The sequence below is a fragment of the Nocardioides sp. GY 10113 genome, assembly GCF_004919105.1.
Taxonomy (GTDB): Bacteria; Actinomycetota; Actinomycetes; order Propionibacteriales; family Nocardioidaceae; genus Nocardioides.
In genome coordinates this window covers 1-15,016 of record NZ_STGK01000016.1, presented here as the reverse complement: position 1 = coordinate 15,016, position 15,016 = coordinate 1, and the positions used below count along the sequence as shown (strand labels likewise).

15 protein-coding genes and 1 riboswitch are annotated in these 15,016 nt (G+C 71.9%); of the genes, 10 read left to right on the top strand and 5 right to left on the bottom strand.

What is annotated here, in order from left to right; genetic code table 11:
* Positions 1-642: 642 nt before the first annotated feature.
* Positions 643-1,293: an SDR family oxidoreductase gene (locus E8D34_RS17035; RefSeq protein WP_168929490.1), complete on the top strand. Its 651-nt coding sequence runs from the start codon at positions 643-645 to the stop codon at positions 1,291-1,293.
* A 184-nt stretch (positions 1,294-1,477) separates the two neighbouring features.
* Positions 1,478-1,732 (top strand): hypothetical protein, encoded by a 255-nt coding sequence (locus tag E8D34_RS17030; RefSeq protein ID WP_136595863.1) that lies wholly within the window; start codon positions 1,478-1,480, stop codon positions 1,730-1,732.
* 178 nt (positions 1,733-1,910) lie between these two features.
* On the opposite strand, the gene E8D34_RS20855 is transcribed toward E8D34_RS17030, so the two are convergent.
* The 3 genes from E8D34_RS20855 to E8D34_RS17020 all read right to left on the bottom strand — a co-directional run bounded on the left by E8D34_RS20855 (position 1,911) and on the right by E8D34_RS17020 (position 4,818).
* A complete protein-coding gene (locus E8D34_RS20855) occupies positions 1,911-2,048 on the bottom strand; it encodes a hypothetical protein (RefSeq protein WP_168929489.1) in 138 nt (45 codons plus the stop codon).
* A 335-nt stretch (positions 2,049-2,383) separates the two neighbouring features.
* Positions 2,384-3,397, bottom strand: coding sequence for an Ig-like domain-containing protein (locus tag E8D34_RS17025; protein WP_136595862.1), 1,014 nt, complete (start codon positions 3,395-3,397; stop codon positions 2,384-2,386).
* A gap of 146 nt (positions 3,398-3,543) precedes the next feature.
* Positions 3,544-4,818 carry a chloride channel protein gene (locus tag E8D34_RS17020; protein WP_136595861.1) on the bottom strand — a complete coding sequence of 425 codons (1,275 nt, stop codon included), beginning with the start codon at positions 4,816-4,818 and terminating at the stop codon, positions 3,544-3,546.
* A 159-nt stretch (positions 4,819-4,977) separates the two neighbouring features.
* Here E8D34_RS17020 and E8D34_RS17015 point away from each other — a divergent pair, with 159 nt between their 5' ends.
* The 8 genes from E8D34_RS17015 to E8D34_RS16980 all read left to right on the top strand — a co-directional run bounded on the left by E8D34_RS17015 (position 4,978) and on the right by E8D34_RS16980 (position 14,051).
* Positions 4,978-6,015: a hypothetical protein gene (locus E8D34_RS17015; RefSeq protein WP_136595860.1), complete on the top strand. Its 1,038-nt coding sequence runs from the start codon at positions 4,978-4,980 to the stop codon at positions 6,013-6,015.
* A 265-nt stretch (positions 6,016-6,280) separates the two neighbouring features.
* Positions 6,281-8,272 carry a primary-amine oxidase gene (locus tag E8D34_RS17010; protein ID WP_136595859.1) on the top strand — a complete coding sequence of 664 codons (1,992 nt, stop codon included), beginning with the start codon at positions 6,281-6,283 and terminating at the stop codon, positions 8,270-8,272.
* Between the two features lie 20 nt (positions 8,273-8,292).
* Positions 8,293-8,850 (top strand): hypothetical protein, encoded by a 558-nt coding sequence (locus E8D34_RS17005; protein WP_136595858.1) that lies wholly within the window; start codon positions 8,293-8,295, stop codon positions 8,848-8,850.
* Positions 8,851-8,948: 98 nt separating this feature from the next.
* A riboswitch (cobalamin riboswitch) is annotated at positions 8,949-9,177 on the top strand.
* Positions 9,178-9,315: 138 nt separating this feature from the next.
* On the top strand, positions 9,316-11,754 hold the full coding sequence (locus E8D34_RS17000; protein WP_136595857.1) for a ribonucleoside-diphosphate reductase subunit alpha: 2,439 nt from the start codon (positions 9,316-9,318) through the stop codon (positions 11,752-11,754).
* 5 nt (positions 11,755-11,759) lie between these two features.
* A complete protein-coding gene (locus E8D34_RS16995; RefSeq protein WP_136595937.1) occupies positions 11,760-12,755 on the top strand; it encodes a ribonucleotide-diphosphate reductase subunit beta in 996 nt (331 codons plus the stop codon).
* A gap of 65 nt (positions 12,756-12,820) precedes the next feature.
* Complete coding sequence (locus E8D34_RS16990) at positions 12,821-13,225, top strand: hypothetical protein (protein ID WP_136595856.1); 405 nt, start codon at positions 12,821-12,823, stop codon at positions 13,223-13,225.
* A gap of 26 nt (positions 13,226-13,251) precedes the next feature.
* Positions 13,252-13,695 (top strand): helix-turn-helix domain-containing protein, encoded by a 444-nt coding sequence (locus E8D34_RS16985; protein ID WP_168929488.1) that lies wholly within the window; start codon positions 13,252-13,254, stop codon positions 13,693-13,695.
* Positions 13,692-14,051 (top strand): DUF86 domain-containing protein, encoded by a 360-nt coding sequence (locus E8D34_RS16980; RefSeq protein ID WP_136595854.1) that lies wholly within the window; start codon positions 13,692-13,694, stop codon positions 14,049-14,051. Before E8D34_RS16985 ends, E8D34_RS16980 begins: the two co-directional genes overlap by 4 nt.
* Positions 14,052-14,074: 23 nt before the next feature.
* On the opposite strand, the gene E8D34_RS16975 is transcribed toward E8D34_RS16980, so the two are convergent.
* Both E8D34_RS16975 and E8D34_RS16970 read right to left on the bottom strand, forming a co-directional pair.
* The gene (locus tag E8D34_RS16975; RefSeq protein WP_240771421.1) at positions 14,075-14,470 is read right to left on the bottom strand and encodes a hypothetical protein; all 396 of its coding nucleotides are present in this window, start codon (positions 14,468-14,470) and stop codon (positions 14,075-14,077) included.
* Positions 14,471-14,671: 201 nt separating this feature from the next.
* The coding region (locus tag E8D34_RS16970) for an HNH endonuclease signature motif containing protein (protein WP_136595853.1) at positions 14,672-15,016 on the bottom strand (345 nt) is incomplete at its 5' end.

Here is a 15,016-nt window from a genome sequence, read left to right as displayed (position 1 = left end):
CCATAAACGGGGCACATTCAACGGGCGACGACGGGAAACAACGAGCACTATCGTCGCTGGGAACCGGCATTTGGGCAGGCCAGGGCGGTGGGATTGACGCTCAATGGGTAGCGACGAGCACTACCGAAACCATCTGACTCAAGAACAGAAGGTTTGGGGTTCGAATCCCTACGGGCGCGCAGTGTGATCTCTCAAGAGATACCGGACAGGCCGGACCCAGAATCTGGGTCCGGCCTGCTGGTTTTTCCGGGCTTGGGTCCGGGTGGCCGGCCGAGTGGCTGGTAGCCGCGGGTGAGGTCGATGACCGGGTCGCGGAGCAGTTCGCCGGTCGCGGCGTTGATGACCCGGACGTGGAGTCCGTCGACGAGGTCGAGGACCTGGGTTCGGGCGGGTGGTGTTGTGGGCGTCGACGAAGACGTCGATGAGGGCCTGCAGTTCGCTGATCGTGCTCGGTCGGGCTGGTTGGGCTGCGAGCCGGTTCTTCATCGTCCCAGCGGGATCCCCCCCGGCCGGACGGCGCGGCATACGGTCGGCCGAACGGCCCAAGCCGGCCTGGATTCACCGGGCGCCGCTCGACAACCCGGGCCACGCGCAGGCCGGTGCGAGCCACCTTAGGATCCGTGTATGGCACGACGGGTGCTGGTGACCGACGCGGACGAGTTCCTCGGGCCGGGCGTGGTGGAGCGATTCCGCGCTGAGGGCGACGATGTTGTCGCCGTTTCGACACCGCTCGGATCTCGGGCCGAGGTCGAGGCCCTGGTGGCTTCCGAAGGTCCCTTCGACGTCCTGGTGGCCAACCTCGAGGCGCCGATCACGGTCGCGCCGGTCGAGGCTCACGACGACGCCACGCTCGGGCATCTCTTCGACCGACTCGTGCACCCGCTCTTCTGGTTGTTGGGGGCTTGCGTGCCATCCATGCGCGAACGCGGTACCGGGATCGTGGTGGTGCCGACCTCAGCCACGGTGCTGCGCTCCAGCGGTCACCCGATCGCGGGTTACGAGTCGGCCCGCGCTGCCCAGCTGGCCGTGGTGAGGAGCGCGGCGAAGGAGCTCGCCGGTGATGGAGTCCGCATCAACGCGCTGGCGCCGAACTTCATCGAGAACCCTTCCTACTTCCCGCCGGAGACGGTGGCCGACCCCGAGTTCCAGGCGGCGGTGCGCTCGGAGGTGCCGGCGAAGCGGCTGGGCACGGCGGCTGAAGCCGCTGCGGTGGTGTGGTGGCTTGCATCTCCGGAGGCGTCGTACATCCACGGCGTCGTGCTGCCCACCGACGGGGGCTGGCGCCTGGGCTGACCGGCCCGGGGAGGCCGCCCTTCCCGGAGGAGGCCGAGCAGTCGGCCGAGGCAGTCCCGCTCAGCCATCCTCTTGTGGCGGAACCCTCCGTTCGCCCGTGAAGCCTCCCGCCCGAGCGAGGGGCGTGGGGATCAATCCCCGGGGGAACCGATGAACGGAGCCGGCGAAGCCGTAGATTCCGCGCGTGCGCAGGTACGTCATCACGGCTGTCCTCGTCGTGACCGCAATGGTCGTCGCGGTCCCCATCTACTTCCGGGCCGGGTGGGATCGAATGACGACTGAATGCGGACTCGGCGACACTCCGCTCGACGAGCGACACCTCGACGAGGTTCCTTGGAGCGCGACGGGCGAGCGCAGCGTCTCCTACTCCTGGCAATGGCCAGATGGGTTCACCTGCACATATTCGAACGGCCACACCCGCTCGTCCCTCTGGTTCTGACCGGAGCCCAGGGCGACGACGATCTTCACAAGACGTCGGACCGCAGGTGTGCCGACCGCCCCACGCTCACGCGGCCTCAGTGGGGCATCGGTCAGCGGTGCCGCCCAGCACCGCGACACGAGCGGATGGCGGCAGCGTCGCGCGTCACCTGCGGCATGCGCAGCTGCTCACGTAGCCGTCATCGGTCGACGTTGGGGCTGCGCTCGGGGAGGACGAGCCCACCCGCCGCCAGGACGAACATGCTGGCGCCGATCGGTACGAGCAACCCCTCCAGCTCAGCGCCGCCACCGGCCGCGAACAGAACCAGAAGAAGCACCAGTGCGCCAGCCCTCCTGATAGCCGAACGGCATCCGGGCCACCCCGGCGGATCTGGAGCCGACCGCCAGCGATCCGTCGGCGGTGTTCAACAGAGGACCGGGTTCCGGGAGGCCGGGCTGGCGTGCAACAGCGTGTTACATGAATGCGGTCTCCTCGCCGGTCTGGAAGACCTGGCGGACCCCGCCGGAGTAGCAGGTTCTCAGGCACGCGACCCGCGATCCGCGCGGTGTGGGAGCGCATCACCACGGGGTCCGCAGCCGGATCTGCCACCCCGCCCGGGCCGTGCGCCCGTCGCGACACCCGTCGGAGAGGCGGCCAGGCGGCGGCCGCCTCTCACCTCGTGGTGAACGAGAGCGAGACGAAGTACTCGACCGGGGTCCAGGCGCCCGGCGGATCGATCCGGTCCTGGTCGGTCACCAGGTCGGTGTAGAACCAGACGAAGATCTCCGCCCCCGCCGGCAGCGGGTCGATGGGGTCGATGACGTACTTGTTCGGTGCCACGCGGTAGTAGCGGGTGCGGAGAGCTGCGCGGACCGGCGGGTCCTCGGCCAGGAGGTAGGAGGCGGAGTACCAGCTGCGGATCGCCGTGACCGGTTCGGAGAAGGTCAGCACGATCGATGCACGGCGGGGGACGCCGACCGCGCCGTCGGTGGGGTACGACGACACGAGCACCGGCGCCTCGTCGTACGGCATCACCACCGGCGGCCGCCCGACGATGTTGCCGGGCACCTCGCCGCCGTGGGCGATCCGGATCTTCCCGTGGTTCACCAGCGTGCCGCCGACCTGGAGCGACGTCGCCACGTCGATCACGCCCCGGTTGTAGCCGTGGTCGCCGATCGACAGCCCGCCGATGTTCAGCTCGACGTGACCCTTCTCCCGGTTGAGGAAGACCGACTGGTCGAGGAAGGACATGTCCGAGACGCCCAGGATCAGGCGTCCGGCGTTGTCGAAGACCGCGCTGCCCACGTTGTTGACGACGTCGCCGCTCGCTCTGAAGAAGCCCCTGTTCCGGATCGTCCCCTCGTTGAAGAACACGACGGAGTCGACCATGACCTCCCATCCCGGCGCGATCGTGACGGTGTGGCCGGCCGGCAGGTGCACCTCGGAGCCCTCGGACGAGACGTAGCAGGTGCGCCTGCCGACCGAGCCGATCGTGGCGCCGATGAGGGTGAACAGCCGCTGGCAGTCGGCCGGGCTGTCGATGACCAGGGCGGTCGCGGCCCGGGCCGGCGGGTCCGTGGCGCTCAGGCCGGTGGCCGCCAGGACCGCGGAGAGTACGGCGGCGAGCACGGCGGCGGCGCGGCGCGTCCGGCTGGCGGTTCGTGTGGCTCGGTGGTCGACGTCCATGGCGGTCCTCCGGTCGGTCCTTCCCGCCGGACCGACCGTTCGGAGCGGCGGGGCGGGAGCTCTCGGTCCGACACTCCGCCCGGGCGTCGGTGGCGTGAAGGGGCCAAGGCCCCGACCGCCCGGGACCTGGCGTCAACCGTCGTGGACTAGGCCACTGACGGCTCCGTGGCCGCGCTCCGCCGGGCCCGCAGGTACTTCAGGGCCGAGACGGTGAGCGAGGCCGTCCCCACGGCGATCAGCACCGGCGCGGTCTCCAGCGGGCCCACCTGGGTCATCAGCGCCGCCAGCAGCACGAGGGTGAACGGGGCGCCGACGATCGCGCCCGGCACCGCGGCCAGGAGGCAGGCGAAGGCCAGGCCCAAGGGGATGTCGGGCACCACCTGGTGGACGAGGATCCCGCTCACCCCGCCGAGGAAGAGCACCGGGAAGATCGGGCCGCCGATGAACCCGGTCGCGGTGCTGACGGCGAAGGCGAGCATCTTGCCGACCAGGATCGCCACCAGCAGGCCGGTGCCCAGGGCAGAGCCCTTGTCCAGCGCGACGCCGAGCTGGTCGCTGCCGGTGAAGCTGGTCAGCGGCAGCGCCACCCCGACCAGCCCGAAGAGCAGCCCGCCGACCACCGGCGTCAGCAGCGCGGGCAGCCGCAGCAGCGCCACTGCCTTCGTCGTCGCCGCACCGACGGCCATCGTGGCCAGGACGACGAGGACCGCGAGGATGCCGAGCGGTACGGCGGCGGCCAGGTGCCAGTCGGCGAAGTCGAAGGACGGCACCTCGTAGATGCCGAGGAAGATCGTGCCGGCGACGGTGAAGTAGATGGCGAAGGAGAGGCTCGCGGCGACGATGCTGCCGTAGAGGGCCGGGCCGAAGACCTTGCGCCCCGGCCGCGCCAGCTCCAGGACCAGTACGACGGAGAGCACCGGGCTGGAGAACATCCCCCCGAACGCGCCGGCGATGCCCCCGAGCGTCAGCGCCTTGCCGGTGTCCTCGTCGAGGCCGCGGCGTTGACTGACCACGTCCGCGGCGCCTCCGCCGACCTGTCCGAGCGCCACCTCGGGGCCGAGGCTGGCGCCCCCGATCAGCGACACGGCGGAGATGGCGACGACCGACGGGACCGGCCGGTGGTCGACGTGCTGCGCCTCAACGTCCTCAATCAGGCCGGGTGCCTTCTCGGGGCTGTGGAACGCCCGGCGGAGCAGGCCGACGACCAGCCCAGCGGCCATCGCCACCGGCACCCACCACCAGGGCCCGTCCATCCAGCCGGTCTGCTGCTCGCCGTACCACCGTGGGCCGAGGCCGACCACGGCCAGGAAGACCAGCCCGGCGACGGACCCCAGGACGCCGAGCAGCGCCGAGTAGCCGATCAGGCGCCAGAAGACCCGGTGCTGGGTGAAGTCCGGGGCGTTCCCCGCCGGCTCCGGCATGGCCTCACGCTACGGCCCTACCAGTCGCCGCGCCAGCGTCACCAGTCCGGTGGCCGCCGGCCGCGTCGCCGGCGGGTCGTGCGGATTGGCTGGCGCCCACGGCCCTAGAGTCCGGGGGCCGGACAGGTGGTTCGGCGCTTGTGGAAGGACAGCACCACCGTGACCCGTAGCCCCCGCCGCCGCCGCCTCGCCTCCGCCGCGTCGACCGCCCTCCTCACGCTCGGGCTGACCGCGGGCCTGGCGGGTGTCGCCCCGGCGAGCCAGGCCGACGACGCGCGGCCCTGGGGAGCGAGGACGGCGACCGTAGAGCGGCTCGCCACCACGGGCGCGCTCCGCGCCGAGCTGAGGGCGAACCTCGCCTACCGCTCCGCCCGCGACAGCCGGGACGTCCTGCACCTCCTGTCCGAGGCCGTGCCGACGCTGCGGGCGGTCAGGACCGATGTGCTGGCGGGCCGCAGCCCGCGGCTGCGCACCTACGTCGGTGCGACGCCGATCACCGACGACCACTTCACCCTCACCGTCCTCGGGGACCAGGCGTGCGTGCGCGAGAAGGACGGCGGGGCGGCCATCGCGGTGACCGCGGGCCCGTGCGCGGGCGACGCCGTCGCGACGAGCGCGACGCCGGTGCAGGACCTGCTCGGGTTCGTCGACGCCGCCTCCAGGCCGATGAGCGCGGCGGTGTTCTGGCGTTACCTCCGCCAGGTGATGCTGCCGACGTACCTCGGCGCCGCCCACTCGAGCATCCACTTCGCGCCGCGCAGCCTCACCGACCGCAACGGCGACAGCATGGACGACGACCTGCGGTTCCAGTTCACCCGCGGCGGCCGGACCCAGTGCCTGGAGGCGCCGCTGGCCAGGGGCGATGAGCTCCGGGTGCGGCCGGTGCCCTGCCGCGAGCTCCCGCGCCGCAACTCGGCCTGGCTCAGCCGCGCCGCCGGACTCGACGAGGGCGCCACCGAGGTGGTCGAGTCGCTCCGCAACGTCTCCCGCCGCATGGACCGGCGGATCTCCCGGCTCAGCGGCTACGACGTGGGCGCGGTCCGACGGACCATGAGCACCGACTACCGGCTGACCCGCCCCCGCCCGCTGACCTTCCGGCTCTGGGAGCGGACCGGGCGCTGCTGGGTGACCATCTCCTTCACCGCCGACCGGGTCGGCGCCGACGCGATGACCTCCCCGACCCGCTGCCGCGAGTGAGGACTCCGAGGCCTCGCGTCTGGCTGTCCCACGGCGGCCCACCCCGCCGTGGCGGCGAGCGTGGGGTCGCCGGCGCCGGCCGGCCAGGGGGATGGCCGGTTCACGGGCGCCCGGGCCGAGACTCCCCTCCTTGCGCTACCGCGCCCACCCGGGAGAGAGCTCTCCCGACCCGCTCTGTTTCGGGGATGCGAGGGTCGTGTGAAGAGGTCGTATCCAGGAGTCCGGACTGCTGACAGCACCCCCGTGCTGCCGATGTGATGGCGCCATGACCGACACGCAGATCCGCGTCTCCCGAGGCATCGCCACCGGCCACGCCGCCACCACCCTCGCGCCGCTGACGGCGGAGGAGTACCTCGCCGTCCGCGACCTGGTGACCGCACTCTCCGGCGTCGGGGCCGACACCCGCTTCGTCTACGTGGGCCTCGCCGAGCCGGACAAGCGTGAGGTTCTCGCGTACGCCGACGGCAACGCGCCGCGGCCGACCCGCGCCGCCCGCGTGCTCACCCTCGACCTGCGCAGCGGCGTGGAGCGGGACCTGGTGGTCGACCTCGACGCCGGGGCGGTCGTCTCCGACGTCGTGATCGACGGCAGCGCCGGCCGGGTGCCCGTCCTCGACACCGAGTTCGAGGAGGTCGACCGGATCCTCGGTGAGAGCGAGGAGTGGGCCGCCGCCCTGGCCCGCCGCGGCGTCGACGTCGCGGACACCGTCGCGGTCCCGCTCTCGCCGGGCCGCTACCCCGACCTGCCGGCCGAGAACCGGGTGCTCCGCTCGTTCGCCTTCTACCGGACCGACGAGACCGACAACCCCTGGGCGCACCCGGTCGACGGACTGTGCGCCTACGTCGACCCGATCACCGGAACGGTGCTGAAGGTCGTCGACCACGAGGTGATGGCGGTCCCGCAGAAGTCGGAGAACTTCCACAAGCCCGAGGACCGCGGCCCGGAGATGACCGGGCTCAAGCCGATCGAGATCACCCAACCCGAGGGTCCCTCCTTCACGGTCGAGGACGGGCACCTGAGGTGGGCGAACTGGCAGCTGGACTTCGGCTTCGACACCCGTGAGGGCCTGGTCCTGCGCAACCTGCAGTACTTCGACCGCCGCCAGGGCCGCGACCGCGACGTCGCCTACCGCGCGTCGGTCGCCGAGATGGTGGTGCCGTACGCCGACCCGTCGCCGACCCGGTACTGGCAGAACTACTTCGACACCGGCGAGTACCTCTTCGGCCGCTACGCCAACTCCCTCGAGCTCGGCTGCGACTGCCTCGGCGAGATCCACTACGCCGACGCGGTGCTGGCCGACGAGATGGGGATGCCGCGGACCATCCCCAACGCGATCTGCATCCACGAGGAGGACTTCGGCACCCTCTGGAAGCACACCGACCTGTTCACCGGCGGCTCCGACGTGCGCCGCCAGCGCCGGCTGGTGATCTCGTTCTTCACCACGGTCGGCAACTACGACTACGGCTTCTACTGGTACCTCTACCTCGACGGCACGATCGAGTGCGAGGCGAAGCTCACCGGCATCCTGTTCCCCAGCGCCTACCCGGGCAAGGGGTTCCCCTACGCGACGGAGGTCGCGCCGGGCGTCGGCGCCCCGTTCCACCAGCATCTCTTCTGCGCCCGGGTCGACCTCGCCATCGACGGGCCCGCGAACTCGGCGGTGGAGGTCGAGGCGCAGCGGCTGCCGATCAGCGAGTCGAACCCGTACGGCAACGCGTTCACCTACCGCGCGACGCCGATCCGCAGCGAGGCCGAGGGCGGGCGCGACCACAACGCGGCGCTCAACCGGGTCTGGCACATCAACAGCGCCACCGAGCGGAACTTCGTCGACGAGCCGACCGGCTACGTGCTGCACGCACCGGAGACGCCGATGCTGCTGGCCGACCCGGAGGCCCGCATCACCGCCCGGGCCACCTACACGACCCGGCCGGTGTGGTTCACGGCGTACGACCCCGACGAGCGGTACCCGGCCGGCGACTTCGTCAACCAGAACCCGGGCGTTGACGGGCTGACCAGCTGGATGACCGCCGACCGGCCGCTGGAGGGCGCGGACCTGGTGCTCTGGCACACGTTCGGGCTCACGCACTTCCCGCGGCCGGAGGACTGGCCCGTGATGCCGGTCGACTACTGCGGCTTCATGCTCAAGCCCTACGGGTTCTTCGACGGCAACCCGGTGCTGGACGTGCCGGCGTCACCCAAGGGGCACTGCGCGCCGGCGAGCGGCGAGGGAGCCGGCGGCGACTCCTGCTGCCACTGAGTCGAGGGGTGGAGGCCGGCGTGCTCGGGCACCAGGACCTGATGGTCGGCGCCGCGGCCCTGGCGGTGGTCGCGGCGTACTGCTGCGCCCGTCACCAGTCCCGTCACCGGCACGGCGGCCGGCTCGCCCTGGTCGCCCTGGTCGCCATGCTGGTGATGGGCGTCGGCATGGTCGACGCGATGATGCTCGGCGGGCTCCTGCTGCCCTCGCTCGGGTGGGCCGCGGTGATGGCGGCGGCGGCCGGGGCGACGCTGCTCGCCGGCCGCGGCGACCCGATGACCGCGGAGCGGTTCGGTTGCCTGGCGCTGATGGCGGTGCTCACGGCGCTGATGGCGGTCCCGGGCGGGCACCATGGCCACGCGCACGTCGTGCCGGCGGCGGTCGACGCCGTCCCTGCCGGCGGCGCGTGGCTGCCCTGGTTGGCCGCCGGGGTCGCGGCGGTGATCGCGGTCGGGTACGCCGCGGCGATGCGTCGTCGCCTGGTCGCGAGTCGCGGCTGGCTGCTCGGGGAGCGCGCCGCGGCGGTCGGCTCCGCGGGACTGATGGCGGCCGCGATCGTGCCGGTGGTGCTCGTCTGAGCGGTGCCGGCCGACACGCCCGAGCGCGACACGCCGGCGACACGCCGGGGACACGCCGCCCCAAGATGTGGTCCCCGGGAATCGTCCCGTGCCCACATATGGTGGTCGACGCAGCTGGTTCGGCGCCCCAGCCAGGGACGTCGAGGCAAGAGGGAACCCGGTGTGAGTCCGGGACTGCCCCGCAGCGGTGAGTGGGAACGACCGCCGTCATCAGCACTGAGCGCGAGCTCGGGAAGCGACGGCCAGTAGGGGTCGAGCGACCGGCGACAGCCGGGTCGTGCGGCGTGCCCGCGAGTCCGAAGACCTGCCAGCGCACCGCACCCGCCGGGTGCGGTGGTCCGAGGCCTCGTGGGACGGCCGACGGCTGGCAGGTCCCGACCGGGCTCGACACGCTCGACCACCGCGACCGCACCGTCCTCTCCCGCGAACCCGGACCCCAGGGACCGACCTCGCGAGGAGAGAGTCATGACGGTCACCGAAGCCCCCGCGCCGCGGCGGGGCACAGCGGCCCCGACGCGCACCGGGATGCAGGTGCGCAAGCGCAACGGCGAGCACGAGCCCGTCGACGTCACCAAGATCGTCCGCGCCGTCGACCGGGTCAGCGACGACCTGCCGGACGTGGACCCGATGCGGGTCGCCACCCGCACCATCAGCGGCCTGTACGACGGCGCCACCACGGCCGAGCTGGACCGGCTGTCGATCCAGACCGCCGCCGAGATGATCGGCGAGGAGCCGCAGTACTCCCGGCTGGCCTCGCGGCTGCTCGCCGGCTACGTGGAGAAGGAGGTCCGCAACCAGGGCGTCGCCTCCTTCAGCCAGTCGATCGCGCTGGGCCACGCCGAGGGCGTGATCGGCGACGAGACCGCGGCGTTCGTGAAGGACAACGCCCGCAAGCTCGACTTCGCGATCGACACGGATGCCGACCGTCGGTTCGAGTACTTCGGGCTGCGCACCGTCTACGACCGCTACCTGCTGCGCCACCCGACCACCCGGCTGGTGATCGAGACCCCGCAGTACTTCCTGCTGCGGGTCGCCTGCGGCCTCTCCCGGACGCCGGCGGAGGCGATCGACTTCTACCGGCTGATGTCGAGCCTGGCCTACCTGCCGAGCAGCCCGACGCTCTTCAACTCCGGCACCCGGCACACCCAGATGTCCTCGTGCTACCTCGTGGACAGTCCTCGCGACGAGCTGGACTCGATCTACTCGCGCTACACCCAGGTCGCGCGGCTCTCGAAGTTCGCCGGCGGGATCGGGATCGGCTTCTCCCGGGTCCGCTCCCGGGGCGCGCTGATCCGCGGCACCAACGGCCAGTCCAACGGCATCGTGCCGTTCCTGCGCACGCTGGACTCCTCGGTCGCCGCGGTCAACCAGGGCGGGCGGCGCAAGGGCGCGGCCTGCGTCTACCTGGAGCCGTGGCACCCCGACATCGAGGAGTTCCTCGAGCTGCGCGACAACACCGGCGAGGACGCCCGGCGCACCCACAACCTCAACCTGGCCAACTGGATCCCCGACGAGTTCATGCGCCGCGTCGAGGCGGACGAGACCTGGTCGCTGATCGACCCCGACCAGGCCCCCGAGCTGCCCGACCTGTGGGGCACGGCGTTCGAGGAGGCCTACCGGGCCGCCGAGGCCGACGGGCGCTACGTGCGCCAGGTGAAGGCCCGCGACCTCTACGCGAAGATGATGCGCACGCTTGCCCAGACCGGCAACGGCTGGATGACGTTCAAGGACGCCGCCAACCGGCACTGCAACCAGACCACCGACACCCCTGGCCCCGGCCAGCCGGTGGTGCACCTGTCGAACCTGTGCACCGAGATCATCGAGGTCTCCTCCGACGGCGAGACGGCCGTGTGCAACCTCGGCTCGGTCAACCTGGCCCAGCACCTGCGGCCGGTGGCGGACGGGGCCGCCGGGGCGGAGGTCGACTGGGAGAAGCTGCGCGCCACCGTCCGCACGGCGGTGCCGTTCCTGGACCGGGTGATCGACATCAACTACTACCCGAGCGCGGAGTCGGCGGCGTCCAACCCGCGCTGGCGCCCGGTCGGGCTCGGGCTGATGGGGCTGCAGGACGTCCTCTTCGCGCTGCGGCTGCCGTTCGACTCGCCCGAGGCCAGGGCGCTGTCGACCCGGGTCTCGGAGGAGATCTACCTGACCGCGTTGGAGGCCTCCTGCGAGCTGGCCGCCGAGCACGGCCCGCACCCGTCGTACGACGAGACGCGGGCGTCGCGGGGCGACCTGCACCCCGACCTGTGGGGTGCCACGGTGACCCAGGCCGAGCGGTGGGCCGCGCTCAAGGCCCGGATCGCCGAGCACGGGCTGCGCAACTCGCTGCTGATCGCGATCGCCCCGACGGCGACCATCGCCTCGATCGCCGGGTGCTACGAGTGCATCGAGCCCCAGGTCTCCAACCTGTTCAAGCGCGAGACGCTGTCGGGGGAGTTCCTCCAGGTGAACTCCGCGCTGGTCCGCGAGCTCAAGGAGCGCGGGCTGTGGACGCCGCAGGTGCGCGAGGCGATCAAGCGGGCCGAGGGCTCTGTCCAGGGCGTGGCCGAGCTGCCCGAGGAGGTGCGCACCCTCTTCCGGACCGCCTGGGAGCTGCCGCAGAAGGCGCTGGTCGAGATGGCGGCCGAGCGGCAGGGCTTCATCGACCAGGCCCAGTCGCTCAACCTCTTCATGGCCTCGCCGACCATCGGGAAGCTCTCCTCGATGTACGCCTACGCCTGGCGCAGCGGCCTGAAGACGACGTACTACCTGCGCTCGCGGCCCGCGACGCGGATCCAGCAGGCGACCGTCGCGGTCGCCCCCGCGGCGGCCGCGGCCGCCGTACCCACCGAGACCGTCGCCGCGAGCGAGGCCGTCGCCTGCTCGCTGGAGAACCCCGAGACCTGCGAGGCCTGCGAGTGAACCAGATGCTGCTCGACCCCGGCATGAACCTGACCCTGCGCCCGATGCGCTACCCGCACTTCTACGAGCGCTACCGTGACGGCATCAAGAACAACTGGACCGTGGAGGAGGTGGACCTGCACTCGGACCTGGCGGACCTGGGTCGGCTGACCGAGGCCGAGCGGCACCTGGTCTCGCGGCTGGTCGCCTTCTTCGCGACGGGCGACACGATCGTGGCGAACAACCTGGTGCTCAACCTCTACCAGCACATCAACTCCCCCGAGGGGCGGCTCTACCTGAGCCGGCAGCTCTTCGAGGAGGCGGTGCACGTGCAGTTCTACCTGACCCTGCTCGACACCTACGTGCCCGACGAGGCCGAGCGGCACGAGGCGTTCGCTGCCGTCGACAACATCCCCTCGATCAAGCACAAGGCCGACTTCTGCTTCAAGTGGATCGACTCGGTCTTCGACCTGGACCGGCTGGAGACCCGCGAGCACCGGCGCGCGTTCCTGCTCAACCTGATCTGCTTCGCCGCGGTGATCGAGGGGCTCTTCTTCTACGGCGCCTTCGCCTACGTCTACTTCCTGCGCTCCCGCGGCCTGCTCAACGGGCTCGCCTCGGGGACCAACTGGGTGTTCCGGGACGAGTCGATGCACATGGGCTTCGCCTTCGACGTGGTCGACACGGTCCGCGAGGAGGAGCCCGACCTGTTCGACGAGGAGATGGCCGGTCAGATCCGGCAGATGCTGATCGAGGGCGTCGATGCCGAGGCGCAGTTCGCCGAGGACCTGCTCGGCATGGGGGTCGCCGGCCTGTCGGTCGCCGACATGCGCAGCTACCTCGAGCACGTCGCGGACCGCCGGATGCAGCGGCTGGGGCTGGAGCCGATCTACGGGTCGGCGAACCCGCTGGCGTTCATGGAGCTGCAGGACGTCCAGGAGCTGTCGAACTTCTTCGAGCGCCGGGTCTCGGCGTATCAGGTGGGGGTGAGCGGGAGCGTCGGGTTCGACGAGGAGTTCTGAGCACGACCGGGGCCTCCCGAAAATCGGAGGCCCCGGTCGGCCCTCTCGCTCTAGCCTCCGGCCTCGTGAGCAGGTTCGAGGCGCCCTGGGTGGACGACGTCTGCCGCCACTGCGACCCGGTGTTCGACGCGGCCGACGTCGGCTTCGTCCGGCAGGCTCTGGTGGACGGGCAGGGGCGCCCGTCCGCGCTGCTCTGGGAGGCCGCGCCCTCCCTCTTCCTCGCCCGCTACCCCGACAGCGAGATCGACCGGTCGTACGGCGACCAGTGGCCCGACACGCCCTGCCTCGATTACTGGGCCTACCTCGACCTCGACGAGCGCCGCTGCCGGATCGCCGTCGAGGGCTGGCGCTACCCCGAGTTCGTGGTGCCGTTGCGGGGCAACGGCGACGTCGACGGGGGGGCGGTCGCCGCGGTGTTCGCCGGCATCCTGCGGGTGGTCGTCGCTCCCCGTCGCGAGCCATATCGCTAGCGATAACACCCCGATAGGGTGGTGTGGTGGACCTTCGCGCCGCCCGGTTGGCGGCTGGCCTGAGCCAGTCGCAGCTCGCGCGCGCCGCGGTGGTCCCCCAGCCGAACCTGTCGGCGTACGAGAACGGTCGGCGTACGCCGAGCCCGGACGTGCTGGAACGGATCGCCGTCGCGCTCCGGGGGAGACCGTCGACCCGCGTGGACCTGCACCGGCCCGAGATCCGGGCGCTGGTCGCCGAGCACCACGCGGTCGCGCCTCGGCTGATCGGCTCGGTCGCGCGGGGCGAGGACCGGCCGGGCTCCGACGTCGACCTGCTGGTCGACTTCACCGACGAGGCGACGCTGCTGGACGAGGTCGGGCTGCGGCTCGCGCTGACGGATCTGCTCCAGGTCGCGGTCGACGTCGTCGCGGCGGACACCCTCCGGGGCGAGATGCGGGACCGGGTCCTGGGCGAGGCGGTGCCGGTGTGAGCCCGGAGCCGGACGACCCGGTGAAGGCACTGGACGCGGCGCGCCGCGTCGTCGTGGTCTGCGACGTCCTCGCCGGGATCGCGGGCGCGGGCGAGGAGGAGTTCCTCGGCGACGTCCGCAGCCAGTGGGCGGTGGAGATGGGGCTGATCCGCATCGGCGAGGGCGTCAATCGGGTCCCCGACGAGATCCTCGAGCGCTTCCCCGGCCAGCCGTGGCGCCAGATCGTGGCGATGCGGAGCTTCGCCGCCCACCAGTACGACGACCTCGACCCGCGCCGGGTCTGGCGGACCCTCGTCCGCGACGTGCCGGATCTGCGCGTCTACCTCGTCGACACGGTGATCCCCGGGCTGGGCTGAGGTGGCGCGGGCCTGCTTCGCCATCAGGTCAGGGGAGGGCGGTTGAGCACCTCCACGTAGACGATCCGGTCGCCCACGACGTCGAGGATCAGCAGGCCGCGCCACGGCGGGTCGAGCTCCACGTTCCGATGGCCGGGTCCCCACGGACCGTTCGGCCTCGGCGCGGTGTAGAAGCTCTGGCAGAAGCCGTCGCCGCACCCGCAGGGCTGGACGACGACGAGCTCGTCGACCTGCCTCGCGAGCGCCGGCTCGCGCTCCGCCGTGAGTGCGGTGCGGAGCTCGCCGGTCAGGGCGGGCCAGCGATCGCGGAGCAGGCGCTGCGCGGTCGGTCGGAGGCGGTTCGTCGCGTCGCGTCCGTCGTCGGCCTCCCTGCGCGCGCGGGGGGACGGGGGGACACCATGAGAGTCGTCGTGAGTCATCAAGCGCGCCGTGACGTGGCGCGGGCCGTGCGATGGCAGGACCCTACCTGCTCGAGTCGTGGCTCGCGCGGGTTCGCTGACATGCGGTCCGCGCGCGGTCCTGTGCGGGCCGTGCCGGTAGGGCCGCGGAACGGCGCGTCCGGTTCCGGTCCGCCGGGGCCTCGTGGCGCGGCCGCCGCGGAGGCTCCGGCCGAGGGCGGCCTAGTGGCGTCGGTGGTAGCGGTGGTCGCCGTTGGGGAGCTTGTCGGTGTCGTACGCCGGGTCGTGGGTGCGGTGGTGGTGGAACCCGCAGAGGAGGACGGCGTTCTCGAGGTCCGTGGCGCCGCCGCGGGACCACGGGACTTCGTGGTGTGCCTCGCACCAGGTGGCGGGGACCGTGCAGCCCTCGGCGCGGCAGGTGGTGTCCCGGAGCCGGAGTGCCTTGCGTTGGGCCGGGGTGAAGAGGCGGTGGGCGCGGCCGAGGTCGAGGACCTCGGACCGGCCGCCGAGGACGGCGGGGACGATCTTGGCGGTGCAGGCCAGGCGGCGGGCGTGGGCCGCCGAAAT